At 60.1% G+C, this 25,146-nt stretch carries 22 protein-coding genes; 18 read left to right on the top strand and 4 right to left on the bottom strand.

The window, feature by feature from the left end; all coding sequences use genetic code 11:
- The first annotated feature begins 24 nt into the window (after positions 1–24).
- Positions 25–1,329 carry an MFS transporter gene (locus PKE98_RS12505; protein WP_271195618.1) on the top strand — a complete coding sequence of 435 codons (1,305 nt, stop codon included), beginning with the start codon at positions 25–27 and terminating at the stop codon, positions 1,327–1,329.
- A 57-nt stretch (positions 1,330–1,386) separates the two neighbouring features.
- On the opposite strand, the gene PKE98_RS12510 is transcribed toward PKE98_RS12505, so the two are convergent.
- The 4 genes from PKE98_RS12510 to flgA all read right to left on the bottom strand — a co-directional run bounded on the left by PKE98_RS12510 (position 1,387) and on the right by flgA (position 4,024).
- Positions 1,387–2,172, bottom strand: a complete 786-nt coding sequence (locus tag PKE98_RS12510; protein ID WP_271195619.1) for a flagellar brake protein — start codon at positions 2,170–2,172, stop codon at positions 1,387–1,389.
- A gap of 63 nt (positions 2,173–2,235) precedes the next feature.
- The gene (locus tag PKE98_RS12515) at positions 2,236–2,706 is read right to left on the bottom strand and encodes a flagella synthesis protein FlgN (protein WP_271195620.1); all 471 of its coding nucleotides are present in this window, start codon (positions 2,704–2,706) and stop codon (positions 2,236–2,238) included.
- A 56-nt stretch (positions 2,707–2,762) separates the two neighbouring features.
- Positions 2,763–3,101: a flagellar biosynthesis anti-sigma factor FlgM gene (flgM, locus tag PKE98_RS12520; RefSeq protein WP_271195621.1), complete on the bottom strand. Its 339-nt coding sequence runs from the start codon at positions 3,099–3,101 to the stop codon at positions 2,763–2,765.
- A gap of 164 nt (positions 3,102–3,265) precedes the next feature.
- Positions 3,266–4,024, bottom strand: coding sequence for a flagellar basal body P-ring formation chaperone FlgA (gene flgA / locus PKE98_RS12525; protein WP_271195622.1), 759 nt, complete (start codon positions 4,022–4,024; stop codon positions 3,266–3,268).
- Positions 4,025–4,103: 79 nt separating this feature from the next.
- Here flgA and PKE98_RS12530 point away from each other — a divergent pair, with 79 nt between their 5' ends.
- The 17 genes from PKE98_RS12530 (at position 4,104) to PKE98_RS12610 (ending at position 24,987) form a co-directional block, all read left to right on the top strand.
- Positions 4,104–5,036 carry a chemotaxis protein CheV gene (locus PKE98_RS12530; protein ID WP_271195623.1) on the top strand — a complete coding sequence of 311 codons (933 nt, stop codon included), beginning with the start codon at positions 4,104–4,106 and terminating at the stop codon, positions 5,034–5,036.
- A gap of 48 nt (positions 5,037–5,084) precedes the next feature.
- Positions 5,085–5,912, top strand: a complete 828-nt coding sequence (gene cheR, locus PKE98_RS12535) for a protein-glutamate O-methyltransferase CheR (RefSeq protein WP_271195624.1) — start codon at positions 5,085–5,087, stop codon at positions 5,910–5,912.
- A 284-nt stretch (positions 5,913–6,196) separates the two neighbouring features.
- A complete protein-coding gene (gene flgB, locus PKE98_RS12540) occupies positions 6,197–6,601 on the top strand; it encodes a flagellar basal body rod protein FlgB (RefSeq protein ID WP_271195625.1) in 405 nt (134 codons plus the stop codon).
- Between the two features lie 14 nt (positions 6,602–6,615).
- Positions 6,616–7,068, top strand: a complete 453-nt coding sequence (flgC, locus tag PKE98_RS12545) for a flagellar basal body rod protein FlgC (protein ID WP_271195626.1) — start codon at positions 6,616–6,618, stop codon at positions 7,066–7,068.
- A 20-nt stretch (positions 7,069–7,088) separates the two neighbouring features.
- Positions 7,089–7,766 carry a flagellar hook assembly protein FlgD gene (locus PKE98_RS12550; protein WP_271195627.1) on the top strand — a complete coding sequence of 226 codons (678 nt, stop codon included), beginning with the start codon at positions 7,089–7,091 and terminating at the stop codon, positions 7,764–7,766.
- A gap of 34 nt (positions 7,767–7,800) precedes the next feature.
- Positions 7,801–9,132, top strand: a complete 1,332-nt coding sequence (flgE, locus tag PKE98_RS12555) for a flagellar hook protein FlgE (RefSeq protein WP_271195628.1) — start codon at positions 7,801–7,803, stop codon at positions 9,130–9,132.
- A gap of 194 nt (positions 9,133–9,326) precedes the next feature.
- Positions 9,327–10,067, top strand: coding sequence for a flagellar basal body rod protein FlgF (locus PKE98_RS12560; RefSeq protein ID WP_271195630.1), 741 nt, complete (start codon positions 9,327–9,329; stop codon positions 10,065–10,067).
- Positions 10,068–10,113: 46 nt separating this feature from the next.
- Entirely contained in the window at positions 10,114–10,899 is a 786-nt protein-coding gene (gene flgG / locus PKE98_RS12565) for a flagellar basal-body rod protein FlgG (protein WP_271195632.1), read from the top strand.
- 127 nt (positions 10,900–11,026) lie between these two features.
- Positions 11,027–11,737, top strand: a complete 711-nt coding sequence (gene flgH / locus PKE98_RS12570; protein ID WP_271195633.1) for a flagellar basal body L-ring protein FlgH — start codon at positions 11,027–11,029, stop codon at positions 11,735–11,737.
- Between the two features lie 9 nt (positions 11,738–11,746).
- Entirely contained in the window at positions 11,747–12,847 is a 1,101-nt protein-coding gene (locus PKE98_RS12575) for a flagellar basal body P-ring protein FlgI (RefSeq protein ID WP_271195635.1), read from the top strand.
- An 11-nt stretch (positions 12,848–12,858) separates the two neighbouring features.
- Positions 12,859–14,109 carry a flagellar assembly peptidoglycan hydrolase FlgJ gene (gene flgJ / locus PKE98_RS12580; protein WP_271195636.1) on the top strand — a complete coding sequence of 417 codons (1,251 nt, stop codon included), beginning with the start codon at positions 12,859–12,861 and terminating at the stop codon, positions 14,107–14,109.
- Positions 14,110–14,144: 35 nt separating this feature from the next.
- The gene (flgK, locus tag PKE98_RS12585) at positions 14,145–16,175 is read left to right on the top strand and encodes a flagellar hook-associated protein FlgK (protein ID WP_271195637.1); all 2,031 of its coding nucleotides are present in this window, start codon (positions 14,145–14,147) and stop codon (positions 16,173–16,175) included.
- A gap of 12 nt (positions 16,176–16,187) precedes the next feature.
- A complete protein-coding gene (flgL, locus tag PKE98_RS12590) occupies positions 16,188–17,498 on the top strand; it encodes a flagellar hook-associated protein FlgL (RefSeq protein ID WP_271195639.1) in 1,311 nt (436 codons plus the stop codon).
- Between the two features lie 176 nt (positions 17,499–17,674).
- Positions 17,675–18,436: a class I SAM-dependent methyltransferase gene (locus tag PKE98_RS12595; RefSeq protein ID WP_271195640.1), complete on the top strand. Its 762-nt coding sequence runs from the start codon at positions 17,675–17,677 to the stop codon at positions 18,434–18,436.
- 5 nt (positions 18,437–18,441) lie between these two features.
- A complete protein-coding gene (locus PKE98_RS12600; RefSeq protein ID WP_271195802.1) occupies positions 18,442–19,044 on the top strand; it encodes an HAD family hydrolase in 603 nt (200 codons plus the stop codon).
- A complete protein-coding gene (locus PKE98_RS12605; RefSeq protein ID WP_271195641.1) occupies positions 19,020–19,682 on the top strand; it encodes an NTP transferase domain-containing protein in 663 nt (220 codons plus the stop codon). Before PKE98_RS12600 ends, PKE98_RS12605 begins: the two co-directional genes overlap by 25 nt.
- On the top strand, positions 19,675–24,987 hold the full coding sequence (locus PKE98_RS12610; protein WP_271195642.1) for a glycosyltransferase: 5,313 nt from the start codon (positions 19,675–19,677) through the stop codon (positions 24,985–24,987). Before PKE98_RS12605 ends, PKE98_RS12610 begins: the two co-directional genes overlap by 8 nt.
- The last annotated feature ends 159 nt before the right edge of the window (positions 24,988–25,146 follow it).

Below are 25,146 nucleotides of genomic sequence, written 5' to 3' on the forward strand. Positions count from 1 at the left end.
TTCAAGGAGCCGCTCGGAAAGCCAATGCGTCGAATCTGGAAGTCTTTTCGAGCGCTTTATTTCGCCAGCCTGTTGATGCTGATCGGGTCGGGTCTTTTAAGCACCTACCTGGGCTTGCGCCTGGCCGCCGATAAAACCGACTCGCTATGGGTCGGTGCCCTGATGGCGGCGTATTACTTTGGCCTGGTGTTAGGCGGCAAGGTGGGGCACCGCATGATTGCGCGGGTGGGCCATATTCGCGCCTACGTCACCTGCGCGGGGGTGGTGACTGCGGCCGTGCTGGGGCACGGGCTGATCGACTGGCTGCCGGCCTGGGTGGTGCTGCGGGCCATCGTCGGTGTGGGCATGATGTGCCAGTACATGGTCATCGAGAGCTGGCTTAACGAACAAGCTGAGGCCAGTCAGCGCGGCCTGGTGTTTTCCGGGTACATGATCGCCTCGTATCTGGGTTTGGTGCTCGGGCAACTGGTGCTGGTGCTGCACCCGGCCCTGGGGCTGGAGCTGCTGATTCTGGTGGCGATGTGTTTTTCCCTCTGCCTGGTGCCGGTGGCGGTTACCCGCAAGATTCACCCGGCGCCCATGCGGCCTGCGCCGCTGGAGCCGCGGTTTTTTATCAAGCGGGTGCCGCAGTCTCTAACCACCACATTGGTGTCCGGTCTGGTCATCGGTTCGTTCTACGGGTTGGCGCCGCTGTACGCGGCACGTCAGGGCCTGACCAACGAGCAGGTCGGTTTGTTTATGGGTTGCTGCGTATTGGCGGCGCTGGTCGTGCAATGGCCGTTGGGCTGGTTATCTGACCGCCATGATCGTGCCGTGCTTATCCGTGGCTGCGCCGGTCTGCTGGTGCTGGCGGCGCTGCCGCTGGCGGTTATGCCTACCGTGCCGCTGGAGGTGCTGATACCGGTGGGTTTTGTGCTCAGCCTGCTGCAGTTCAGTCTGTATCCACTGGCGGTGGCGTTTTCCAATGACCATGTGGAAGGCGAGCGGCGCGTGTCGTTGACGGCGATTCTGCTGGTGACCTTCGGCGTGGGTGCCTGTATCGGCCCGTTGGTGGCTGGCGGCCTGATGCGCCAGTTCGGCCCCAACATGCTGTTTGCGTTCGTGTGCTTCTGTGCGGCGGTGCTGGTGCTGCGTATTCGCCCTGATGCGGTCACCCACCTGCACCAGGTGGAGGATGCGCCGCTGCACCATATGTCGATGCCCGACAACATGACCAGCTCGCCCCTGGTGGCTGCGCTGGACCCGCGTGTGACCGAGCAGATTGTGCAGGACCAGATGCAAACCCAACCGACAACGGTGGAAGATCCGGCCGATACCAAATCGACCTGATCGAGACGCAAATGAAAACGCCACCCTTGAGGTGGCGTTTTTGTTGGCGGCGTGGCGTCAGTCGTCGATATCGTCGCGCCGCGCTTCGCGTTGCAGTTGGTAAACGAAGCGGTCGATCTGCCGTTGTTCCAGGCCATTCATGCGGTGAAAGCGCATGCCGACAAAGGTCATATCGAGTTTTTCGTCGTACACCAGATGGCGCAACTCCACCGCTGTGGTGATCGCCCCGAATGGCAACTGCGCCATTAGGCGTTCATACACCTGACCAGGCTGCAGGCTTTTGCTGGCATCGCCGGCGAAACGCAGTTTGCAACCAGTGGCGGAGATATCCAGCAGCACGCCCTTGACCGGCACTCTCAGGCGGTCGCCACCGAGCTCGATATTCACCGGCTGCGCTTGTTTGAGCGGAGCGCGGTAGGCGTTGCGACGCTGGTGATACAACACCTCGGTCGGCATCGGGCACCAGTAGCAGTTCGAGCCTTCCATTTGCCCGACCTGCACCTGCTGCGTGTATTCCCAGGCGATGCGCACGCCTTCGTGAAACCCTTCAATGCGAAAGCTTTCGCCTGCTTTCAGAAAGCGTTCGCCATCGTTGGGCACCATTTCATCCAGAGCCAACACGCCGCGTTCGCGGTTGATCTGGATGATAAAGGTCTGAAAACGCATGCTGCGTTCATGGAAGGTGATGATCAGTGGGTCGCGGTGTTCTTCCAACTGGCGAAGAGCAGCAAAAACTTCCAACGGAGCTTTTAGGACTTTCGGTGGTTGCGGGCCATCACCCGCGGCGAAGGGGTTGGACACGGTCCAGAATTCTCCGAAGCTAAATACGGTGGCACGATCCATAAGGGGTTTTAGCATACTGGCATTGTGCCTGCACGCCCCCTGCGCCTTCTTGTAATTAAGTTATCAGGCCTGACTGAGCGGGCGCTGCTGGCCGATTCTAGCGGCACCGCCACGGCTGTCATAGAGCCCTGGGGTATCGGAGTTGCCGCGCAGAATACCGAGCATGCCGCCGACCGAGGCCTGGTTCACGCGAATCAATCGACCATTGCGGGTGTTGGCGGCCTGACAGCGCTCCAGCAGGGCACTGAGCTCGGCACCGCGCTCAAGCAATTCGCCGCCCACAGACGATTGTTCGGCGATGGCGTTGAGGCCTGCCTGGTCGGGGCTGAGCTTGAGGGAGGTAAGCAGCTTGTTGCGTTCACCGCCATGCTGGCCGAGAACGGCAAGCAGCGGCTGCTTGTTCGCCAGAATGCTTTCCAGCAACGGCAGGTCGCGGTCGGTGAGGGCTTGGAATTCGGCGTCGATCAGTTCAAGTAACTGCGAGGCGGTGCCGATGTCTTGCTTGAACAGGTGCAGCAGGGTCGTATCGTGCATGGCGAACTCTCGGAGTTAGGCGTCCAACAACACCCCCAGAGTCGCCCGAGACGGGATTAACGCTGGGATTCGAAATCGAGCAGTTTACTGGCTACGCGTTTGCTGTCGACCTGATAGCTGCCATCGGCCACGGCCTGTTTCAGGCGGGCGACGCGTTCTTTGTCGACAATCGGTTGCTCACTAAGTTTGTCGGTTACTTTCTGCAACTGCTGTGCCTGCTGGCTCAACTGCACCGATTCACCGGTTTTAGCGGTGCTGGCTTCGGCTGCATTGGCCGGTGCGGCGGGCTGTGTAGCGGTCGCGGCATCGTTGCGGCTACCAGTTTGGGTCGTATTGGTACGACTGGTGCTGGTGGACGCGGCGGCATTGTTTAGCCGGTTGATATCGATGGCCATGATGCAAAACCTCAGACGGTGTTTGGACGCTTGCCTAGCTTGTCGGCGCTGGTTGAGAAAACTTTAATTCTTTTTTAACCAGGCCGTTTACCGCGTCCTACAGGCCGTCAGTGTATGAAAAGCCACGGCAAATTGCTTAAAAAACCTTGATCTGGCCGCTTACCTTACATGGGTACTTCGACCTGGCCCGGGCCTACCACTCGAGCGCGGATTACCCGGTTTGAGCTCAGATTACGGACGCGGATCTGTTCGCCAATCACGCCCTTGGACAACGCTTCACCCGGCATGCGCACATTGATGCCGCCTTTTTTGGCGCTGATCACCACCTGGTCGCTTTTGCGAATGGCTTCGGTCATCTCCACCAGCACCGGTGCCAACACCTGATCGGGCATCACGCTGCGTGTGAGCCGCGTGCCAAGCGCCTGGTTCATATCGGTGAGGTAGCCTTGCGTCAGTAAACCGACATCGCGTTCTACCAACGCCACATCATCTTCGCTCAGCACATCGGTGCGTTTTAGTGGGCGAATGGCAACCACCACCTTTCTAAACAGTTTTACCTGGGCCGGCACAAATACGGTCCAGGGCGTCGAGCCTTCGCAGCTGACCCTCACGGTGACGCGCCCAACCGGTTGGGCCGGGCTTTCCAGTGCGGTGGTCAAGTCCTGGTCGCAGAAGGCCAATTGCAACCGCGGGTCGAGTGGTTTGATTTGAATCTCTTGCCGGGCTTCAATTTCGCTACGCTCTAAATAGTCCTGAACCATGACCTCAAGAAACCCTTGGCTTGCGCCGATAAGTTGTTCAGGTAATGTCAGCGCAGCAGCTGCGTAATTAATGTGGCCAAATGCCAGCAAAGCCAGCCATGATCCATGCAGCACGTGCGGCCGGATTGAGAAGTGTCGAAAAAGTGGCGTTTTCAGTTTCATAGTCAGCTTCAAAGCAAAGCCCGTGCCGGCTGCTAGGCTAAGCAGGGGCACGGTGGTCAAACTTAAAGAGGGGCAGGGTATGGCCGGAGTGATGGACTCGGTTAACCAGCGTACGCAGTTGGTGGGTCAGAACCGACTGGAGCTGTTGTTATTCCGCCTGGATAGCAAGCAGCTGTACGGCATCAACGTGTTCAAGGTGAAAGAGGTGCTGCAGTGTCCCAAGCTCACCATCATGCCGAAATCGAGCCCGGTGGTACGCGGCGTGGCCAACATTCGTGGCGGCACCATTCCTATTCTTGATCTCTCGATGGCGACCGGCCGTTCAGGCCTCTCGGACCTGAGCAGTGCTTTCGTCATCATCACCGAATACAACACCAAGGTTCAGGGCTTTCTGGTGCGCTCGGTGGAGCGCATCGTCAACATGAACTGGGAAGAGATTCATCCGCCACCCAAGGGTACCGGGCGCGATCATTACCTGACCGCCGTGACCCACCTGGACCAGCAACTGGTGGAAATCATCGACGTGGAGAAAATCCTCGCCGAGGTGGCGCCGATCTCGGAAGTGATCAGCGCCGGTGTGATCGATGTCGAGACCCAGGGCAAGGCGGTGACCAAACACGTGTTGATCGTCGACGACTCGTCGGTGGCACGAAAGCAGGTCACCCGTTGTCTGCAATCTGTGGGTGTTGAAGTAACCGCCCTGAACGATGGCCGACAAGCCCTGGAATTCCTGCGCAAGTTGGCAGACGAGGGCAAGCGTCCGGAAGACGAATTCATCATGCTGATTTCCGATATCGAGATGCCGGAAATGGATGGCTACACCCTGACAGCGGAGATCCGCGCGGATTCGCGCATGCAGAAGCTGCATATCCTCCTGCATACTTCCCTGTCGGGCGTATTCAACCAGGCGATGGTGAAAAAGGTGGGGGCTGATGACTTCCTCGCCAAATTCCGTCCAGACGACCTGGCTTCCCGCGTGGTTGAGCGCATCAAAGTTTCGGATGAGGGCTAAGGGCCTTGCGGCCCTATAGCAACCTATATGTATGGTGAGGCAGCGCTAGTGTCTTCAGGTAACGTGGATTTTGAGCAGTTCCGGATTTTCCTGGAAAAGGCCTGTGGCATCGTGTTGGGTGCCAATAAGCAGTACCTGGTTTCCAGCCGGCTGAACAAGCTGATGGAGCAGAACAGCATCAAAACCCTCGGCGAGCTGGTGCAACGCATGCAAAGCATGCCGCGCGGCGGTTTGCGCGAGCAGGTGGTTGATGCCATGACCACCAATGAAACCCTGTGGTTTCGCGATACCTATCCCTTCGAAGTGCTGAAGAACCGTGTCTACCCCGAACTGCTCAAGGCCAACCCCAGTGCGCGGTTGCGCATCTGGTCGGCGGCTTCATCCTCGGGGCAGGAGCCGTATTCGCTATCGATGGCTACCGATGAGTTCGAGCGCACCAACCTCGGTCAGCTGAAAGGCGGCGTGCAGATTGTGGCGACCGATTTGTCCAGCGCCATGCTGCAAGCCTGCAAGTCCGGGGAGTACGACAGCCTGGCCATTGGCCGTGGTCTGTCGCAGGAACGCCTGCAGCGTTACTTCGACCCCAAGGGCGGCGGTCGTTTTGCCATCAAGCCGGCGATTCGCACCCGTGTGGAGTTCCGAGCGCTCAATCTGTTGGACAGCTACGCGAGCCTCGGCAAGTTCGACATCGTGTTCTGCCGCAACGTGTTGATCTACTTTTCCGCCGAGGTGAAGAAAGACATCCTGCTGCGCATTCACGCCACGCTCAAACCCGGTGGTTACCTGTTTCTCGGCGCTTCGGAGGCGCTGAATGGGTTACCCGATCATTACCAGATGGTGCAGTGCAGCCCGGGCATCATTTACAAGGTGAAGTGACGTCGTTTCTGCGGGACGTCGAGAGAGGAGGCCAATTGGCCTCCTTTTTTATGCCCGCACGTTTTGCCCGACCGCTCGGTTGCCGCTTTTGCCACAAGCGGCAAAACCCTTAGCCACAAAACCCGTTGCCATTGCCGGGCAGCGGAAAACCCTTGCCGTTGTGGTTGGTTTTTTCGCCCGATTATTTGTCAATCTATTGATTTATAAGGCTTAAATAAGTTGGCACAGGGTTTGCTAATTGTCTTGCACGCAAATCCAGTTCGCCAGTTGGCAAGGTTCGCACCATGAGCATCAGCTTCGATTCAGCACTCGGCATTCACGAAAAGGCATTGGGCTATCGCTCCCAGCGTGCCGAAGTGTTGGCCAACAACCTCGCCAACGCCGATACCCCGAACTTCAAGGCCCGTGATCTGGACTTCGCTTCGGTGCTTGCCGCCCAGGCGGAAAAGAACCACGGCGCGTTCTCGCTGGCGACCACCAACACCGGCCACATTGCCGCTGAAGGGCTGGACGCCGGTAATGCCGGGCTGAACTACCGGGTGCCGACGCAACCCTCGGTGGACCAGAACACTGTCGATGAGCAGATCGAACAATCCAACTACGCAGAAAACGCTGTGCAGTTCCAAGCCAGCTTCACCCTGCTGAACGCCAAATTCAAAGGCCTTGTTGCTGCGATTCGCGGCGAATAACGGAGACGACCCCCATGTCCCTTTCCAGTGTCTTCAATATCGCCGGTACCGGCATGAGTGCTCAGACCACCCGCCTGAACACCATCTCCAGCAACATCGCCAACGCCGAAACCGTGTCCTCGAGCGTGGACAAAACCTACCGCGCCCGCCACCCGGTATTCGCCACCATGTTCACCGACCAGCAAGCGCAACAGGCTGGCAGCAGCACCTCGCTGTTCGCCGACCAGGACAACTCCGGTCGTGGCGTGCAGGTCACCGCGGTAGTGGAAGACCAGAGCAGCCTGATGCCGCGCTACGAGCCTAACCACCCGGCGGCGGATAAAGACGGTTACGTCTACTACCCCAACGTCAACGTAGTGGAAGAGATGGCCGACATGATCTCCGCCAGCCGCGCCTTCCAGACCAACACCGAAATGATGAATACCGCCAAACAAATGATGACCAAGGTTCTGACCCTGGGTCAGTAATTCGAACGTAGGGGAAAGAAATGGCCGTCGATAGTGTAAGCACCCAGAGTTCGGTACTGGACCAGTATGCCGTCAAGGACACTACTACCACGGACAAGACCCTGGGCAAGGATCAGTTCCTGCAACTGCTGGTAGCCCAGATGAACAACCAGAACCCGCTGGACCCGCAAACCAACAGTGAATTCGTGGCGCAACTGGCCCAGTTCACTCAGGTGGAAAGCCTGGACAATCTCAACACCAGCGTGGAGAGCATTCTTTCCAGCACCCAGTCCTCGCAGGCGCTGCAAGCCTCGTCGCTGGTGGGTCGCAAGGTCATCCTCTCCACCGATACTGCGGTGGTCGATACCAGCGAAACGTTCAAAGGCAGCATTGCGCTCACCAACGGTACCGACAACCTTTACGTCAACGTGCTCGACAGCAAAGGCAACCAGGTATCGCGCATCAACCTGGGCCAACAGAAAACCGGCCAGATCACCTTTATGTGGGACGGCAAAGATTCCAGCGGCAATGTCATGGCACCTGGTACTTACAGCTTCGATGCCATTGCATCGGTCGACGGCAAAGAAGTGGCCATGGGCACCAGTCTGCCGGCCAACGTCGATAGCGTCACCCTGGGGATCAACGGCGGCGAAATGCTGCTCAACCTCGCGGGCCTGGGCAGCATCGGCATTTCCAAAGTTCAAGTGATCGGTCAATAACCGCCGGCAACCCCGGCCGTTTCAGGAGCATCCCATGTCGTTCAATATCGGACTCAGCGGTATCAAAGCCGCCTCCAGTGACCTGAATATCACTGGTAACAACATTGCCAACGCCGGCACCGTGGGCTTTAAACAGTCCCGTGCCGAATTTCAGGACCTGTATTCCTCGTCCATGCTGGCCTCCAGCAGCAACGCCATCGGTAGCGGTGTGTTGCTCGGCAACGTGGCCCAGCTGTTCAACCAGGGCACCATCGACTACACCGAAAACGCCCTGGACATGGGTATCAACGGCAACGGCTTTTTCATCACCAGCAATAACGGTTCGATCAGCTACACCCGTGCCGGTTACTTTGGTACCGACAAGGCCGGCAATATCGTCGACAACAACGGCTATAACCTGCAGGGCTACTCGGTCAATGCCAATGGCCAGATTCAAAACGGCGTGGTCGGCAACCTGAGTATTCAGACCGCCAACCAGGCGCCGAAGGCGACCACGGCCATTACCCAGAGCTTCAACCTGAACTCCAGCAGCCTGAAGCCGACCACCACGCCGTTCGACCCGGCGGACCCGACCAGCTACACCTCGTCGACCTCGGTGAATATCTACGACGCGCAGGGCAACGCCCACGTGATGACGCAGTACTTCCTCAACAATGCCGACCCAACCGCCGCGCCGCCGGTGGCCAACAACTGGACCATGAACGTGCTGATCGACGGGCGTAACCCGCAAGACCCGACCAGCACCGTGCCTGAAAGCGTGACCATCCCGTTCGATGGCGCCGGGCAACTGGACCTGGCCAACATCACCCCGACCACGGCCGGCATCAGTTTTGCCAACAACAAGCTGAGCATCGATGGTTGGGTGCCGGCGCAGTCCGACGGCGCTACCCCGGCTACCTGGTCGTCCAACGGTGCCACTGCCAGTGCTGCGATTTCTTTCGATATTCGCGGCTCCACGCAGTTTTCCAGCGCCTTCGCGGTGAACGCCGTTACTCAGGACGGTTACACCACCGGCCAACTGTCGGGCCTGGAAATTGACGATACCGGCCAGATCTTCGCCCGTTACACCAATGGCCAGTCGAAGATTCAGGGGCAGGTGATTCTGGCCAACTTCGCCAACGTGCAAGGCCTGACGCCCGTGGGCAAAACCCAGTGGGTGCAGTCCGCCGATTCGGGTGAGCCGGTAATTGGTACGCCGCGTGCCGGCACCCTGGGTTCGTTGACGGCCGGCGCGCTGGAGGCCTCCAACGTGGATATCTCCACCGAGCTGGTCGACCTGATCGTGGCGCAGCGTAACTACCAGGCCAACGCCAAAACCATCGAAACCGAAAACGCAGTCACGCAAACCATCATCAACCTGCGTTAACGCGTTGCCGCCGGCGGCAAACCGTCGCCGCACACCTGCAAAGGGCTTCCTCGGAAGCCCTTTGTTGTTTGTAAAAAACCTTGTTTATCAATGGTGTACATAATTTTTTCGAGATTGGCACGATGCCTGCTTTGTAGCTTGCATAGAGCCGCAGGCCGCCAGCGTTTGGCAGGGCCCGATCTCGGAGAAATACCATGGATAAAATGCTTTACGTCGCGATGACAGGGGCTAGCCAGAACACAATGGCTCAGCGGGCCCATGCCAACAATTTGGCGAACATCTCCACCAACGGTTTTCGCCGTGACTTCGAACAAGCGCGTTCGATGCAGGTGTTCGGCGACAGCTTTCCGTCACGGGTCTACGCCATGAGCGAACGCCCCGGTACCGACTTCACCCCCGGCACCCTGCAAGACACTGGCAATCCTATGGATGTAGCCGTGAGCGGGCAGGGCTGGATGGCCGTGCAAACGCCGGACGGCAAAGAGGCCTATGTACGTACCGCCAGCCTGAAAATCGATGGCCTGGGCCAATTGCGCACCGGCACCGGTTTGCCGGTTTTGGGCAATGGCGGGCCGATTGCCGTTCCGCCGGAACAGAAAGTGGAAATCGGCCAGGACGGCACCATCACCATTCGCGCCCTGGGCGAAGCCCCCAATGTGCTGGCCGAGGTGGACCGCATCAAGCTGGTCAACCCCGACCTCAAGCAGATGGAAAAGGGCGTGGACGGCATGATCCATTACAAAGGCAGCGACCCGCTGCTGGCCGACGACAGCGTCAAGCTGGAATCGGGCTTTGTCGAAACCAGTAACGTCAATGCGGTGGAGGAGATGACCTCGATCCTCTCACTGTCCCGCCAGTTCGAACTGCAAGTGAAGATGATGCGAACGGCCGAAGACGACGCCACATCCCTGGCTCGTGTTTTGCAACTTAGCTAAATATCAGTACGCGGCGCCGTGATGTCGGCGCCCGAGGAGAACATTCATGCTTCCGGCTCTGTGGGTCAGTAAAACCGGTTTGTCCGCCCAGGACATGAACCTGACGACCATTTCCAACAACTTGGCCAACGTGTCGACCACGGGTTTCAAACGTGACCGCGCCGAATTCCAGGACTTGCTCTACCAAATCCGCCGTCAACCCGGCGCGCAGAGCACCCAGGACAGCCAACTGCCCTCCGGCCTGCAATTAGGTACCGGTGTGCGCATTGCCGGCACGCAGAAAATGTTCACCATCGGCAGCCTGCAAACCACCGAGCAGCCGCTGGACATGGCGGTCAACGGTCGTGGTTTCTTCCAGGTTTTGCAGCCTGACGGCACCATCGCTTACACCCGCGACGGTAGTTTTCACCTGAACTCCGACGGCCAGGTCGTCACCTCCAACGGCTTCCCGCTGGAGCCAGCCATCGTGATTCCCGCCGAAACGCGCACCTTCACCGTGGGTGAGGACGGTACCGCCTCGGTGACCACCGCCGGCAACCCGACACCGCAGATCGTGGGCAACATTCAAACCGCCGACTTCATCAACCCGGGCGGTCTGGAAGCCATCGGCAAAAACCTGTTCCTGGAAACCGCTGCCAGCGGTGCGCCGCAGGTTGGCACTCCCGGCCTGACCGGCCTGGGCACCATCGAACAGAACACCCTGGAAAACTCCAACGTCAGCGTGGTGGAGGAGATGGTGAACATGATCACCACCCAGCGCGCCTACGAAATGAACTCCAAGGTGATTTCCACCGCCGACCAGATGCTGTCGTTTATTACCCAGAATCTTTAACCGCCGGCCGGGTTAGCCATGGCCCGTTTGGCCCGCCATAAGGAGCTGGTAGGCAGTGGGTGGTTCGCTTGGGTTGGGCACTGTGTGTTGCGTTTGCTCTGTGCAGAAAATATGTGAGGTACGCGTTATGAAACGGCTTGTTCTTCTTCCCCTGCTTGGCCTCGTTGCTCTTGGCGGCTGCGTCGCGCCTACAGCCAAGCCGAACGACCCGTACTACGCGCCAGTGCTGCCGCGCACCCCGCTGCCGGCTGCGCAGAACAATGGCTCGATCTACCAGACCGGTTTTGAAAACAACTTGTATGGCGACCGCAAGGCCTATCGTGTGGGTGACATCATTACCATCACCCTGAACGAGCGCACCTCGGCCAGCAAAGCGGCCAACTCCGACATCGCCAAGAACAGCAACACCACCATCGGCCTGACCTCGCTGTTTGGCGGCGGCGTGTCGGTGGACAACCCCAGTGTTGGCATCAACCCGCTCAATGCCCAGGAGCTGAGCCTGGACGCCGGTTATGCCGGCTCGCGTAAAGCCGTGGGTAAAAGCACCGCCGCCCAGAGCAACAGCCTGACCGGCTCGGTCACCGTGACCATCGCCGAAGTTCTGCCCAACGGCATTCTGGCAGTACGCGGCGAGAAGTGGATGACACTCAATACCGGCGACGAGCTGGTGCGCATTGCCGGCCTGGTGCGCGCCGATGACATCGCTACCGACAACACCGTGTCGTCCGCCCGCGTGGCCGATGCGCGCATTACCTATTCGGGAACCGGCGCTTTTGCCGATGCCAACCAGCCGGGTTGGTTCGACCGCTTCTTCAGCAGCCCGCTGTTCCCTTTCTGAGTGCCGGTCATGATCAAACGACTGCTTACCGCCTGCTGTCTCCTGCTCGCCACTTCGGCGGTGCAGGCTGAGCGGATCAAAGACCTGGTGACCATCCAGGGCGTGCGCGCCAACCAGTTGATCGGCTACGGCCTGGTAGTCGGCCTCAACGGCAGCGGCGACCAGACCACGCAAACGCCGTTTACCGTGCAGACCTTCAACAACATGCTGGCCCAGTTCGGCATCAAGGTGCCTGCAGGCGGCAACGTGCAATTGAAAAACGTCGCGGCGGTGTCCATCCATGCCGACCTGCCGGCGTTCGCCAAGCCGGGGCAAACCATCGACGTGACGATCTCGTCCATCGGTAACGCCAAGAGCTTGCGTGGCGGCAGCCTGCTGATGACGCCGTTGAAAGGTATCGACGGCAACGTATACGCCATTGCCCAAGGCAATTTGGTGGTGGGTGGCTTCGATGCCCAGGGCGCCGATGGCTCGAAAATCACCGTCAACGTGCCCTCTGCCGGCCGCATTCCCAGCGGCGCGACCGTAGAGCGGCCGGTGCCGAGCGGCTTCGACCAGGGCAACACCCTGACCCTTAACCTCAATCGCCCGGACTTCACCACCGCCAAGCATATGGTTGACCAGATCAACGAACTGCTCGGCCCAGGCGTGGCCCAGGCTATCGACGGCGGCTCGATTCGCGTCAGCGCGCCGCTGGACCCCAACCAGCGCGTGGACTACCTGTCGATTCTGGAAAACCTTGAAGTGGATGCCGGCCAAGCGGTGGCCAAGGTCATCATCAACTCGCGTACCGGCACCATCGTCATCGGCCAGAACGTCAAAGTTCAGCCGGCCGCCGTTACCCACGGCAGCCTGACCGTGAGCATCACCGAAGACCCGATTGTCAGCCAGCCGGGTGCCTTGTCCAACGGTCAGACCGCCGTAGTCCCGCGCTCGAAAGTGAGTGCGGATCAGGAAACCAAGCCGATGTTCAAATTCGGCCCCGGTACCACGCTGGATGAAATCGTACGGGCGGTTAACCAGGTCGGCGCGTCGCCGTCTGACCTGATGGCCATTCTCGAGGCCTTGAAACAAGCCGGCGCCTTGCAAGCCGATTTGATCGTGATTTAAGGAGGCAAACCATGGACGCAAAATTGACATCCGGGATTGGCTCCAAGCTCGACAGCGGCGCCTACAGCGACCTCAATCGCCTGGCCAACCTCAAAGTCGGTCAGGACCGCGACAGCGAAGGCAATATCAAGAAAGTTGCCCAGGAATTCGAGTCGCTGTTTCTCAACCAGATGCTCAAGGCCATGCGTTCGGCCAACGAAGCCTTCTCCGAAGGCAACTTCATGAACAGCAACGAGGCCAAGACCTACCAGCAAATGTACGACCAGGAGCTGGCGGTCAAAATGTCCAAAGAGGGCGGTATTGGTCTGGCCGATGTGCTGGCGCGGCAAATGTCGAAAATGAAAGCCCCCACGCACAAGGCCAACCCCTTTGCCCATGGCGATGAGGTCAATGCCGTCAACGCGACGGCGGCTGCCGGCGCCACCACCGCCAGCGACACCTCCAACAAGACGCTCACCAGCCACGCCATCAAAGAATTGCCGGCAGTGGATAAAAACCGTGACGACAGCAAGCTGCTCAACAAGCGCCGCCTGTCGCTGCCGGGAACATTGTCCGACCGTTTGCTGGCAGGCATTGTCCCAACTACAACAGCGGGCGCCACCAACGACGGTAAACCGTTGGCTCAGAACGACTGGCTGGCTGCCAACAACACCAGCAACAGCACGGCCATTGGCAGCAGCAAGAAGGTGGACCTCAACGCCATCGATGCCAGCTCCGGCCGGCGTCTGGCGCAGCCGCCGCTGGCGCCGGGCAAGGCGGCCTTCAAGTCGGCTGACGAGTTTATTTCCACCATGCTGCCAATGGCCCAGCAAGCGGCCGCCAAGATCGGCGTAGACCCAGCGTACCTGGTGGCCCAGGCCGCGCTGGAAACCGGTTGGGGCAAGTCGATCATTCGTGACTCCGACGGCTCCAGCAGTCACAACCTGTTCGGCATCAAGGCCGCAGGCGGCTGGGACGGCGATTCGGCTCGCGCAGTAACCACAGAATACAAAGGTGGCCAGGCGGTGAAGGAAGCGGCGGCATTTCGCTCCTACGACAGCTTTCAGGAAAGCTTCAACGATTACGTGAGCTTCCTGCAGGACAACGACCGCTACGACAAGGCGCTGGACAAGACCGCCAACCCGAAACAGTTCGTGCGCGAGCTGCAGCAGGCCGGTTATGCCACCGACCCGCAGTACGCCAATAAAGTGGCGCAGATCGCCAAACAGATGCAGACGTACCAGACCATCGCCGCGGGCGAAACCACCGCCACGCGTTTGTAAGGATGCTGTGATGATGTTTTTAGCGAGGAATAGACATGGCTGACTTGTTATCAATTGGGCTGTCGGGCCTGCGCAGTGCGCAGACTGCCCTGACGGTGACCGGGCATAACATCACCAACGTCAACACCCCAGGCTATTCGCGCCAGGAGTCGGTGCAGCAGACCAATATTGCCCAGTTCACCGGTGCCGGGTATATCGGCTCCGGCAGTCAGGTGGTGGACGTTCGCCGCCTGGCCAGCGACTTCCTTACCAATCAGGTACGCACCGCCACCAGCTCCAATACTGAGCTGCAGTCGTTCAAAAGCCAGATCGAGCAGCTCGACTCGCTGCTGTCCAACAGCACCACGGGTATCAGCCCGGCGTTGCAGAAGTTCTTTGCCTCCCTGCAAACCGCCTCGCAAGACCCGTCCTCCACGGCTGCGCGCGAGGCGGTACTGTCGCAGGCGGCCGGGCTGTCGGACTCGTTCAACACCATGTACGACCAACTGGACAAGCAGAACAGCCTGATCAATCAGCAACTCAGCGCCCTGACCACTCAGGTGAACTCCATGGCCGCCAGCGTGGCCAGCTATAACGACGCCATTGCCCGCGCCCGCGGTGCCGGCGCCGAGCCGAACGACCTGCTCGATGCCCGCGAAGAAACCATTCGGCAGATCTCCGAAATCATCGGCGTGCAGAGCGTGGAGCAAAACGACGGCAGCGTGAGCCTGTTCGTCGGCACCGGCCAGCCGCTGGTGGTGGGCAATACGGCCTCGACGTTGACGGCCCATGCCGGTGTCGATGACCCAACCAAGTTTCAGATCGACCTCAGCATCAACGGTGTGTCGCAAACCATCTCCTCGCAAATCAGCGGCGGGGAGATGGGCGGCCTGCTGGCCTATCGGGACACCACGCTGGACAAGACCTACAACAGCCTCGGGCAGATGGCGACTGTGCTCGCCGATACCGTCAACAAACAGCTGGGGCAGGGCTTGGACCTGGCAGGCCGCGCCGGCAGCCCGCTGTTCAGCGATATCAACGACCCGACTGCCGCCACCTTGCGGGTATTGGCCAACGCCAACAACACTGGCAACGCCACCGGCTCGCTGGACATCACCAACTCCAGCCTGCTGACCACCAGCGATTACAAGATTTCCTACGACGGTACCAACTACACCGCCCGGCGTTTAAGTGATAACGCGGCCATGACCGTCAACGTGAGCGGCACCGGCACGCTGACGCTGTCAGACCCCAGCACTACGCCTGCGACCGACCAGGGCTTTGAAGTCACCATTAACGGCACGCCCAATGCCGGCGACAGTTTCACCCTGCAACCGACCCGCCGGGGCGCCTTCGATTTCGGCACCGACTTGCAGTCGGCCGACCAGTTGGCATTTGCCGGTTCGGCCCGGGCCCAGGCCACCACTAATAACCGTGGCACCGGTACCATCAGCCAGCCGAACCTGACGTCCGGCCCCTCGCCAATTGATGTCACCGACCTGCAAGACCTGTTTGGCACCGGCCTGCCGCTGACCTTCGACTCGACCACCAACACCCTCAACGGCACGCTGCCGGCTGGCGCGACCCTGAGCTATGTGTCGCCCTCGACCACCGCGTTGACGCCTGGGCAGTCCAATACCCTGCGTCTGGATTACACCGACCCGTCGACCAACAACACCTACTCCTACGAATTCACCATTAATGGAACGCCGCAATCGGGCGATACCTTTACGTTGGGGCAGAACACCGCAGGCGTTGCCGATAACCGTAACGCGCTCAAGTTGATCGATCTGCAAACCCAGAAAACCGTAGGGGTTGGCGCGGCCGGCACCGGTGCCACCTACAACAACGCCTACAGCGGCCTGGTGGAGCGGGTAGGCTCGCTGACCGCGCAAGTGCGCGTGAACGCCGATGCTGCCGAAACCGTGTTGACCCAGGCGCAAAACAACCGTGACTCGCTGTCGGGCGTGAGCCTGGACGAAGAGGCCGCGAACCTGGTGCAGTTCCAGCAGTACTACAATGCTTCTGCACAGGTGATTAAAGTTGCGCAGTCGTTGTTCGATACGCTCATAGGCGCCTTCAACTGAGGCTGATTAGTTATGCGAATTTCCACTATCCAGGCCTTCAACAGTTCCGTCAGCGGGATGCAGAAGAACTACGCCGACGTTTCCCGTACCCAGCAACAGATCAGTACCGGCAAACGCATTCTCACCCCGGCCGATGACCCGGTGGCTTCCGTGCGCCTGCTGCAACTGAGCCAGGAACAGGCGCTGAACGCCCAGTACACCTCGAACAACACCGCCGCGCAGAACAGCCTGAACTCCGAGGAGGCCATCCTTACCTCCATCGAAACCGTGTTGCAGCGTATCCGCGAAATCGGCGTGCAGGTCGGCAACGGCACCCTCGACGCCACCGACCGCGCGTCACTGGGCACCGAGGTGCAGCAGCGTGAAGACGAACTGCTGAGCCTGATGAACAGCAAAGACGCCAGCGGCCATTACCTGTTCGGCGGCTCGCAATCCGATCAGCAACCCTTTGTGCGTAACGCCGACGGCACTTACACCTACCAGGGTGATGAAAGTGAGCGTGCGGTGCAGGTGGCCAGTAGTACGTTCATCAACCTGGGCGATGACGGTAAAGACCTGTTCGAGAACGTGGTCAACGCCAACCGGGTGAGCACCAGCCACCCCACCGTGGGCGTCAACGCCGACGGCACCGTGAGCACCGGGCGCGTGTCGCTGGGGCTGGTGACCGACAAGGCGGCCTATGACAACACCTTCCCCTCGAGCAACCCGCCGGTGGCCACCGACGGCGTGGGCATTCATTTTCTCAACAGCACCGACTACGTGGTGTACGACCAGGCTGACGTACCGGACTGGACCACCTACGACCCGACCACGCCACCGACTGGTCAGTTGGCCACCGGCTCCATCGACACCAATACTGCGACGTCCGACTTCATTACCTACGGCGGCGTGCGCGTGCAGATCGACGGCGTGCCGCAAGAGGGCGATGACTTCGCCATCAACCGCAAGCCGGACGAAGAAAAGCGCAGCCTGCTCAACACCGTTTCCGATTTGCGCAAAGCACTGCAAGGCTCTGGTAACTCGGCCGAAGACAACCGCGTTATTCGTGATACGGCCGCCGTGGCGCTCTCGAACCTGGACACCGTGTACAGCAAGGTCGACGCCGTGCGCGGTTCGGTGGGGGCGCGGTTGAACACCCTGGACTCCACCGGCGACTTTATCGCCGACGTCACGTTGGTGAATAAATCCGTACAGTCGGACCTCGAAGACCTCGATTACGCCGACGCCATCTCCCGCCTGTCTCTGCAATCGACCATCCTCTCGGCGGCCCAGCAGAGCTACGTAAAAATCGCCAACCTGAGTTTGTTCAACTACATCAGTTGAACCGGCTTTCGTTTTTTCAGGGCCGCTGCGTTAAAGCGCGCCCTGTGAAATACGCAATTGTGGCGCTTGTTTTGCTTATGATCTCGACACCAGCGCTTTCGCGCCAAAAGGTTGGCTAACGTTGAGGTCTATGACCGCGTCAGCCCTTTTTGCCTGTGTGTTTAAGGAGCAAACCAATGCCTGAGGACAGCCGAGTCAAAGGAAAACGCATCGCGATCGACTACGACGATACGCTGGCGTTTTTCGAAGAGCGCGGCACACGTGAGTACACCAGTGCGCTCAGCTCGACCATGTACCAGGACAACGAGCCCCAATTGGTAGAACAACGTGACCAGCGCGAGAAGCAACTCATCGCGCCGTTGCTGGGGCTGGACCGAATCAGCAGCGTACTCGACATCGGCTGCGGCATTGGCCGCTGGGGCTGGTTGATTGGCGAACATGCGCCACAGGCCCGTTACCTGGGAATCGATTTCTCACCCGCCCTGGTCGAGAAGGCACGTGCCGAAGCCGTCAATCGCGGTCACCCGGGGCTGAGTTTCCAAACCATGTCGGCCACCGACATTCGCCCAGCCGAACTCACTCTCGCACCGCCTTATGACCTGGTGCTGATTTCCGGTCTGCTGATTTACCTCAATGACGCTGACTGCCTGAGCCTGCTGCATGCCGCCGCGCGGTTATGCGCACCCGGTGGGCGTATCTATCTGCGCGAGCCGGTGGGCGTGGATGCACGGTTTACCCTCAACCGGTTCTACTCCAACGAACTGTCCCATGAGTACTCGGCCATCTATCGCACCATCGAGGAGCTCAACACCATGCTGGATGAGGCGTTGGCCGGGGTGGCTTTCGACACGGTAAATGCCGATTTTCTGTTTCCCGAAACATTGGAGAAGCGGGTCGAAACCCGCCAATACTTCATGGTTATGCAACGACGGGGTTGATGCCGATGCACACTGCTTACTGTTTCGACCTGGACGGTACATTGACCCGCCAGGAGTTGCTGCCGCTGATTGCCTCCTCGGTGGGGCTGCAAGACGAAATTGAAGTGCTGACCCACGCGACCATTCACGGTCTGCTGCCGTTCGACAAATCCTTCAAATTGCGGGTGCGCTTGCTGCGCGATGCCAATGTGGAATGGATTCACGCTGCGCTGTTGGAGCAGGTCGAATTCGATCCGCACATCATGGCGTTTATCGCCGAGCGTCCCGATCAGTGTTTCGTGGTGACCGGCAATCTCGATTACTGGGTCAAACCGGTGCTGGAACGCCTGGGGCTGCAGAGCTTTACCTCGATCGCAGAAATGGACGGCGATCGTCTGGTCAGCGTCAAGAACATCCTGCACAAGGGCGACGCGGTGTCGTCGTTGCGACCCACGTTCGAGCGCATTGTGGCAATAGGCGAGGGCATGAACGATGTGCCCATGTTCGAAGCCGCCGACCTGCGCATCGCCTATGGCGGTGTACATAAACCCAATGCCACGCTGACCAAGCTCAGCGATTTTGTCGTCCACGAAGGGGAAGCCTTATGTCGCCTCTTGAGCATGTTGTAATCAGCGCCGCGGGCATCGGCTCGCGCCTGGGGTTGAACAAGGCCAAGTGCCTGGTGGAAGTGCTGGGCAAAACCCTGTTGGAGCTGCATATCGAACGCCTGACATGGGCCAAGAATGTATGGCTGGTGGTGGGCTTCCAGGAAGAAGAGGTGATCGCCCTGGTGCTGTCGTTGCGCCCGGATGTGATTGTGGTGCGCAACCCCGACTATGCCCGCACCAACACCCTGCAAAGCATTCACCGCATCTCGCGGTTTCTGCCTGGGCGTTTTCTGACGCTGGATGCCGACACGGTGATCGAGAATGAATCGTTCGAGCGCTTTCTCGCCGCGGCCCAGCAGCATGCGAGCCTGATCGGCGTGTCGCGCTACACCACCAGTGACGGCGTGCGCACGCTGCTGGATGAGTCCGGCACCCAGGTGCTGGGTTTTACCCGCGACCCGGTGCCGGAGTTCGAGTGGACCGGCATTGCCGTTATCGACCCGGCCATGGTCGTGGATAAGCCAATTTATGTATACCAGGCGCTCGAAGCCTACCTGCCGCTCCCGGCATTCGAATTGAACGCCTTCGATATCGACACCACCAGCGATCTGGATATGGCCCGCCATATCACGCTCACCCAATGGGGCAAAAATGAGTAAACAGGGACAGGGCACCATTGCCCGGCAGTTCTGGGCAGACACCGCGCGCGGCAAGATCGGCCCCGAACAGCTGTACCAGCGTCAGCGTGACGTACTCGCGCAGCATGTTTTGCCATTGCTGGCCAAGACCGATCACGTGCTCGACATGGGTTGCGCCGACGGCGATTTCACCCTGTTGTTTGCCCAGGCGGCAGGCGCGGTACAAGGCTTCGATTTAAGCGAAAGCCTGATTGCCCAGGCGCGCGACAAGAGTCGCACCGCCGGCTTGGAGAATGTGACGTTCTCGGTGACCGACGTCTTTTCCTTTGACAGCACTGAGCGCTTCGAGATGGTCAGCCTGATGGGCGTGCTCACCACCATTTCCGATGACCTGGCCGCCGCTCGCATTCTGTTGCGCGCCGTAGCCGCGCTCAAAGACGACGGCTATCTGGTGCTCAAAGACTCCGTGCTGCTCGATGCCAGCCAAGCGCGGGTGATGAATACCGGCAGCTACGAAGCCAAGTACCGCCCCGAGGCGGACTACCTCAAGCAGGTGAAGGCCCTGGGGTTGCAGTTGGTCGGCCGCTATCCGTTGCTGACCATGGACAACTTCGGCCAGACCAGCACCCTTTACATCTTCAAGCAGGCACTGGCGCAGCCCCAGGCTCAACCCCACAAGGGCGTACGCGTGGCGTGCTACGGAAGTATGCCGTTCCATTTCCGTTCGCTGCGCCCGCTGGCCGAGTGTTTCCAGGACAGCCTGCTAAGCCTGTCCATTGATGAAGTCATGGCCTGGAAACCGCAAGTCATTGCCGTGGCCGATGGCTGGTCGGTGGAGTTCTGGCGCGACTACTGCGATGCCCACAACGTGCTGTTGATCGGCATGCGCCACGGCTCGGTTACCCGCTATGGCTTTGCCGAGCCGCAATATGCGTGCGCCGATTACCTGTGCGGCAGCGTCTGGGATATCGACGACACTCTGGCCTCCCATGTGATGCCGCGCAGTGGCTTTCTGTTGACCGGCAACTCTTGGGTCGACCAGGTGTTTCGCCTGCCGGCACGAGCTGCCAACCCGCCGCAGCCGACCATTCTGTTCGCTCCGACTTACAACCCCGAGCTGAGCGCCGCCGTGCACTTTGGTGAGCGGGTGGTGGCGTTGATTCGGCAGGTGTATCCCCAGTCGAAAATCATCATCAAGCCGCATCCGGCTATCGTCAGCCACGAACATGCATTTGTGACCGACAAGGATCTGTTCCGCGGTCTGATGACCACCTGGCGTGAACAGGCCAAGGCCGATCCCCTGGTCAGCCTGGTGGACGACCCCGAGGCGAGCATTGCCGACAGCTTTGCCGAGGCCGATATTCTGCTGGCCGACCGCTCGTCCTTGCTGTTCGAGTTTATGACCCTGGACCGGCCAATCCTGCTGTTTTCCAGCGAGGCGCGCGTTGCCCATTGGGAATACAACCCCGAGGCGCCGGGCAATGCGTGGCGCGACATCGGGCTTGAGTTCAGTAGCGACGACGAATTGCTGGCGCTGCTGCGCGACCCGTTCACCCAGCATGCGCAGCAGTGCAGCGCGGCGCAAAAGCAGCGTTCTCAGCAATTGTACGGCCGCCATCAGGACGGCCAGTCGGTGCAGCGGGTGGCCGCCGCCATTGCGCAGGCACCGCGTCTACTGGTGGTGATCGACGGCCGCAACGCCGAGCACCTGGCTGAGCTGGTTGAACGCTATGACCGCTGCTTCGCATTTAAGCACCTGCATGTCATTGGCGACCTCCCACCCACCGACGGTGTACGCGTATTCGCGAGCCTGCAAGCCTGGGCCGGTGCGATGGCCCAGCACGAACACGCCTCAGCTGTGCTTCTGGTGGAAGGCGCGTTCGCCCTGGCGCCGGGTAGCGCCCATCAGGTCAGTGATCTGTTGCCGGGTGTCAATTGGGAGCAACTGCAGGCGGCGCAATTGCAGCTGCCCGCGCATTTTGCTCAGCCATCCGCCGCGGGCTCAGCCAATTGGGAAGAACAGCGGCTCGCGCAGATTCTGCAACGCCAACAGGCCGACTCGCCGTGGCTGCTGCTGCCCGGCAGCACCTTGGCTCGCGAGCTGGCGCTGCTGCCGGCGGCGCCGAGCGAGGCGAACATCGAACTCTGGTGGCAAACCCTGGCGCTGGCGCGCGCGAGCTGCGTGTGGCCGGTTGACGCGCTCAACCTGATTCCAGGCGAGGGTGTGTTGCGCCTGGTTGGGAAGGGGCGGCATATGTTTGCCGAGCGGGCGCTCCTGGTGGCCGTACCGACGGTCGTCGGGCGACCGCCGCAGAATGCTTCGGTGAAGCTGGCGCTGTCGGCGTTTGCCGGTCAGGAATATTCGCGCTTTCCATTCCGGGTGGAAATCCGCAGCAATGGCCAGCGTTACGCCGAACTGCTGGTAGCCGATACCAGCTTGCATGCGCTGACGCTGCCATTTCGCCCCGATGCCGATGGCCAGATGCAGATCGAGGTGATCAGCCACGGCAGCTTTGCCGGTCTCAACGGGTTGAGCGCGCCAGTTTCGTTGTTGGCGGATGTGCAATTGGCGCCGGCATTGTCTTCTTATTGCCCAGCGCTTGGTGGCGCCTCGGCCACCCAGACGGCTGCTGCCGATGAAGCGTCAGCGCCGCGCGTGTCGGAGTACTCCACCTGGCTTGCTCACCGCCAATTGGGTGACGAGGCGGTGCAACGCTATCAGCCGCTGATCCAGCAATTGGCCTCATCTGTACAGATCCAGGTGCTGGTGTGCGCCGCCGGTGCCGAGGCCTCTGCCGTGCAGCACACCCTCGATAGCCTCCAGCGCCAGGTGTTGGCGGCCACTGGCGTGCACGTATTTAGCGAGCATGCCGGTGCCGACCAAACGGTGCACTGGCATACCGAGCAGGGCGATTGGATCGCTTTCGTCAACGCCGTGGCTGCGGCCAGCTCGGCCGACTGGCTGCTGGTTATTCATGCCGGCGACGAGTTGGCGGACAGCGCGCTGTTGCTGCTGGCCGAGCGGGCCCAGGCGCAAGCTGGCCTGGCGTGCTGCTACAGCGACGAAGACAACTCGGTGCTCGGTCATTTTTCCGACCCTTTGCTCAAGCCCGACTTCAACCTGGATTTGCTGCGCAGCTACCCGTATACCGGCCGGTCGTTGGCGATCAAACGCCAGGCGTTGTTGGACCTGGGCGGGCTTAGCAAGCAGTTTGCCGGTTTGGCGCTGCAAGACTTTACCTTCCGCGCGGCCGAGCAGTTGGGCCTGGACAGTGTCGGCCACGTGGCCGAGGTGCTCTACCACGCGGCGCAAAGTTTCGGGCAATGGTTGGCCAGCGCCGAGGTGCAGGCCCATACCGCCTCGGTGGTGGACGCGCACCTGGACCGCCTGGGCGTCGCCCACGCCGTCGCAGCCGGCCATTTGCCGGTGATCAACCGCATTACCTACCTGTATCCGGAGCAGCCACTGGTCTCGATTGTTATCCCGACCAAGGACCAGCTGCCGTTGCTGCAACGCTGCGTCGAAACCTTGCTGGAGAAAACGGCCTATCCGCACTACGAAGTGCTGATTGTCGACAACGCCAGCGAAACCGCCGAAGCCAAAGACTGGCTGAACGGCATCGAGCAGATGAACAGCGAGCAAATCCGCGTTATTCGCCAACCCGGCCCGTTCAATTTTTCCGCCATCAACAACGGCGCCATCGAGCAGGCACGTGGCGAGTACCTGGTGCTGCTCAATAACGACACGGCGATTTTGCGCAGCGATTGGCTGGACGAACTGCTTAACCATGCCCGGCGTCCGGAAGTGGGCATTGTCGGCGCCAAGCTGCTGTACCCCGACGGCGCCATTCAGCACGGCGGTGTGGTGTTGGGGCTCAATGGTCCGGCGGACCATCCCTTTATCCGCGACCCAGGCGACAGCGCCGGCTATATGCACCGCTTGCTGGTGACGCAGAACTACTCGGCCGTTACCGCCGCCTGTTTGATGATTCGTACCGAGGTGTACCGCGAAGTGGGCGGTTTGGACGAGGTCGATTTCAAGGTGTCGTACAACGATGTCGACCTGTGTCTCAAGGTGCGCCAGGCCGGCTACCTCACTGTATGGACGCCGTACTCAGTGGTGCTGCACGAAGGCAGCGTCAGCCAGAAAAGTAATGTCGATACCTTGGCCCAGGAGAAAAAGCTCCAACGCTTCCGCTCCGAGCAAGAGGCCATGTACCGCAAGTGGTTGCCGTTGCTGGCGCGTGACCCGGCGTACAACCGCAACCTGTCGCTGGACAGGAAAGGCTTCGAGCTCGATCACAGCCGCAACCTGACCTGGCAGCCGTTTACCTTTGCGCCGTTGCCGCGCGTGGTTGCACACCCGGCCGATCGCTCCGGCTGTGGCCATTACCGGGTACGTCAGCCGTTTCGCGCCATGCAGAATGCCGGCCTCATAGATGGAGCGATCAGCGAACACCTGTTGACGCCCATCGAGCTGGAGCGCTTCGACACCGACGTGCTCATTCTGCAGCGCCAGGTGACCGATGAGCAGTTGGAAACCATCACCCGGTTCAAATCGTTCAGCCGCGCGTTCCGGGTTTACGAACTGGACGACTACCTGCCGAATCTGCCGCTCAAAAGCCTGCATCGCGCGGATATGCCCAAGGATATTCTGCGTTCGCTGCGCCGGGCGTTGGGGCTGGTGGACCGTTTTGTGGTCTCCACGCAGCCATTGGCGGAAGCCTTCGCTGATTTGCACGGCGATATTCGCGTGGTGCCCAACCGGCTGCCCACCGATTGGTGGGGTGGCCTGAGCAGCCAGCGTCGGGTTGGCCGCAAGCCACGCGTAGGCTGGGCGGGCGGGGTAGGGCACACCGGTGATCTGGAGTTGATCATCGATGTGGTTCGCGACCTGGCCGACGAGGTGGAGTGGGTGTTCTTCGGCCTGTGCCCGGAGCGGCTGCGCCCCTATGTGCATGAGTTCCACTCAGGGGTGTCGATTGATAAGTACCCCGAGCTGTTGGCCTCGCTGGACCTGGACCTGGCCCTGGCGCCACTGGAGCAGAACCAGTTCAACGACTGCAAGAGCAACTTGCGCTTGCTGGAATACGGCGTACTGGGCTTCCCGGTGATTTGCAGCGATGTGGTGTGCTACCGCGATGGCTTGCCCGTGACGCGGGTGAAAAACCGCTACAAGGATTGGATGGATGCCATCCGCATGCACCTGTCTGACCTGGATGCGACGGCCAAAGCCGGTGATGAGTTGCGGCAAATCATCCGCCGCGACTGGATGCTCGAGGGTGCCAATCTGCAGAACTGGGCCAAGGCCTGGCTCCCGGGTTAAGGCGCCCGCAGCGCTTGTGGGCTAAGCTTTCGCCTGAACAGAAAGGCCAGTTATGAAAATAACTGGCCTTTTTTTATCCGCGTCAAAAAAGGCGCGCGATTTGAGCACCGCTGCTAAGTGCCGATCAGGCTTGAATTTTGGCGCCATGAAATTGCTTGA

The organism is Pseudomonas turukhanskensis, assembly GCF_027922365.1.
Taxonomy (GTDB): Bacteria; Pseudomonadota; Gammaproteobacteria; order Pseudomonadales; family Pseudomonadaceae; genus Aquipseudomonas; species Aquipseudomonas turukhanskensis.

Excerpts from the sequence above, each read along its gene's own strand:
- PKE98_RS12505 (WP_271195618.1), top strand. The coding sequence starts at position 25 with ATGCGTCGAATCTGGAAGTCTTTTCGAGCGCTTTATTTCGCCAGCCTG.
- PKE98_RS12510 (WP_271195619.1), bottom strand. The coding sequence starts at position 2,172 with ATGGATCGTGCCACCGTATTTAGCTTCGGAGAATTCTGGACCGTGTCC.
- PKE98_RS12515 (WP_271195620.1), bottom strand. The coding sequence starts at position 2,706 with ATGCACGATACGACCCTGCTGCACCTGTTCAAGCAAGACATCGGCACC.
- flgM (WP_271195621.1), bottom strand. The coding sequence starts at position 3,101 with ATGGCCATCGATATCAACCGGCTAAACAATGCCGCCGCGTCCACCAGC.
- flgA (WP_271195622.1), bottom strand. The coding sequence starts at position 4,024 with ATGAAACTGAAAACGCCACTTTTTCGACACTTCTCAATCCGGCCGCAC.
- PKE98_RS12530 (WP_271195623.1), top strand. The coding sequence starts at position 4,104 with ATGGCCGGAGTGATGGACTCGGTTAACCAGCGTACGCAGTTGGTGGGT.
- flgB (WP_271195625.1), top strand. The coding sequence starts at position 6,197 with ATGAGCATCAGCTTCGATTCAGCACTCGGCATTCACGAAAAGGCATTG.
- flgC (WP_271195626.1), top strand. The coding sequence starts at position 6,616 with ATGTCCCTTTCCAGTGTCTTCAATATCGCCGGTACCGGCATGAGTGCT.
- PKE98_RS12550 (WP_271195627.1), top strand. The coding sequence starts at position 7,089 with ATGGCCGTCGATAGTGTAAGCACCCAGAGTTCGGTACTGGACCAGTAT.
- flgE (WP_271195628.1), top strand. The coding sequence starts at position 7,801 with ATGTCGTTCAATATCGGACTCAGCGGTATCAAAGCCGCCTCCAGTGAC.
- PKE98_RS12560 (WP_271195630.1), top strand. The coding sequence starts at position 9,327 with ATGGATAAAATGCTTTACGTCGCGATGACAGGGGCTAGCCAGAACACA.
- flgG (WP_271195632.1), top strand. The coding sequence starts at position 10,114 with ATGCTTCCGGCTCTGTGGGTCAGTAAAACCGGTTTGTCCGCCCAGGAC.
- flgH (WP_271195633.1), top strand. The coding sequence starts at position 11,027 with ATGAAACGGCTTGTTCTTCTTCCCCTGCTTGGCCTCGTTGCTCTTGGC.
- PKE98_RS12575 (WP_271195635.1), top strand. The coding sequence starts at position 11,747 with ATGATCAAACGACTGCTTACCGCCTGCTGTCTCCTGCTCGCCACTTCG.
- flgJ (WP_271195636.1), top strand. The coding sequence starts at position 12,859 with ATGGACGCAAAATTGACATCCGGGATTGGCTCCAAGCTCGACAGCGGC.
- flgK (WP_271195637.1), top strand. The coding sequence starts at position 14,145 with ATGGCTGACTTGTTATCAATTGGGCTGTCGGGCCTGCGCAGTGCGCAG.
- flgL (WP_271195639.1), top strand. The coding sequence starts at position 16,188 with ATGCGAATTTCCACTATCCAGGCCTTCAACAGTTCCGTCAGCGGGATG.
- PKE98_RS12595 (WP_271195640.1), top strand. The coding sequence starts at position 17,675 with ATGCCTGAGGACAGCCGAGTCAAAGGAAAACGCATCGCGATCGACTAC.
- PKE98_RS12600 (WP_271195802.1), top strand. The coding sequence starts at position 18,442 with ATGCACACTGCTTACTGTTTCGACCTGGACGGTACATTGACCCGCCAG.
- PKE98_RS12605 (WP_271195641.1), top strand. The coding sequence starts at position 19,020 with ATGTCGCCTCTTGAGCATGTTGTAATCAGCGCCGCGGGCATCGGCTCG.
- PKE98_RS12610 (WP_271195642.1), top strand. The coding sequence starts at position 19,675 with ATGAGTAAACAGGGACAGGGCACCATTGCCCGGCAGTTCTGGGCAGAC.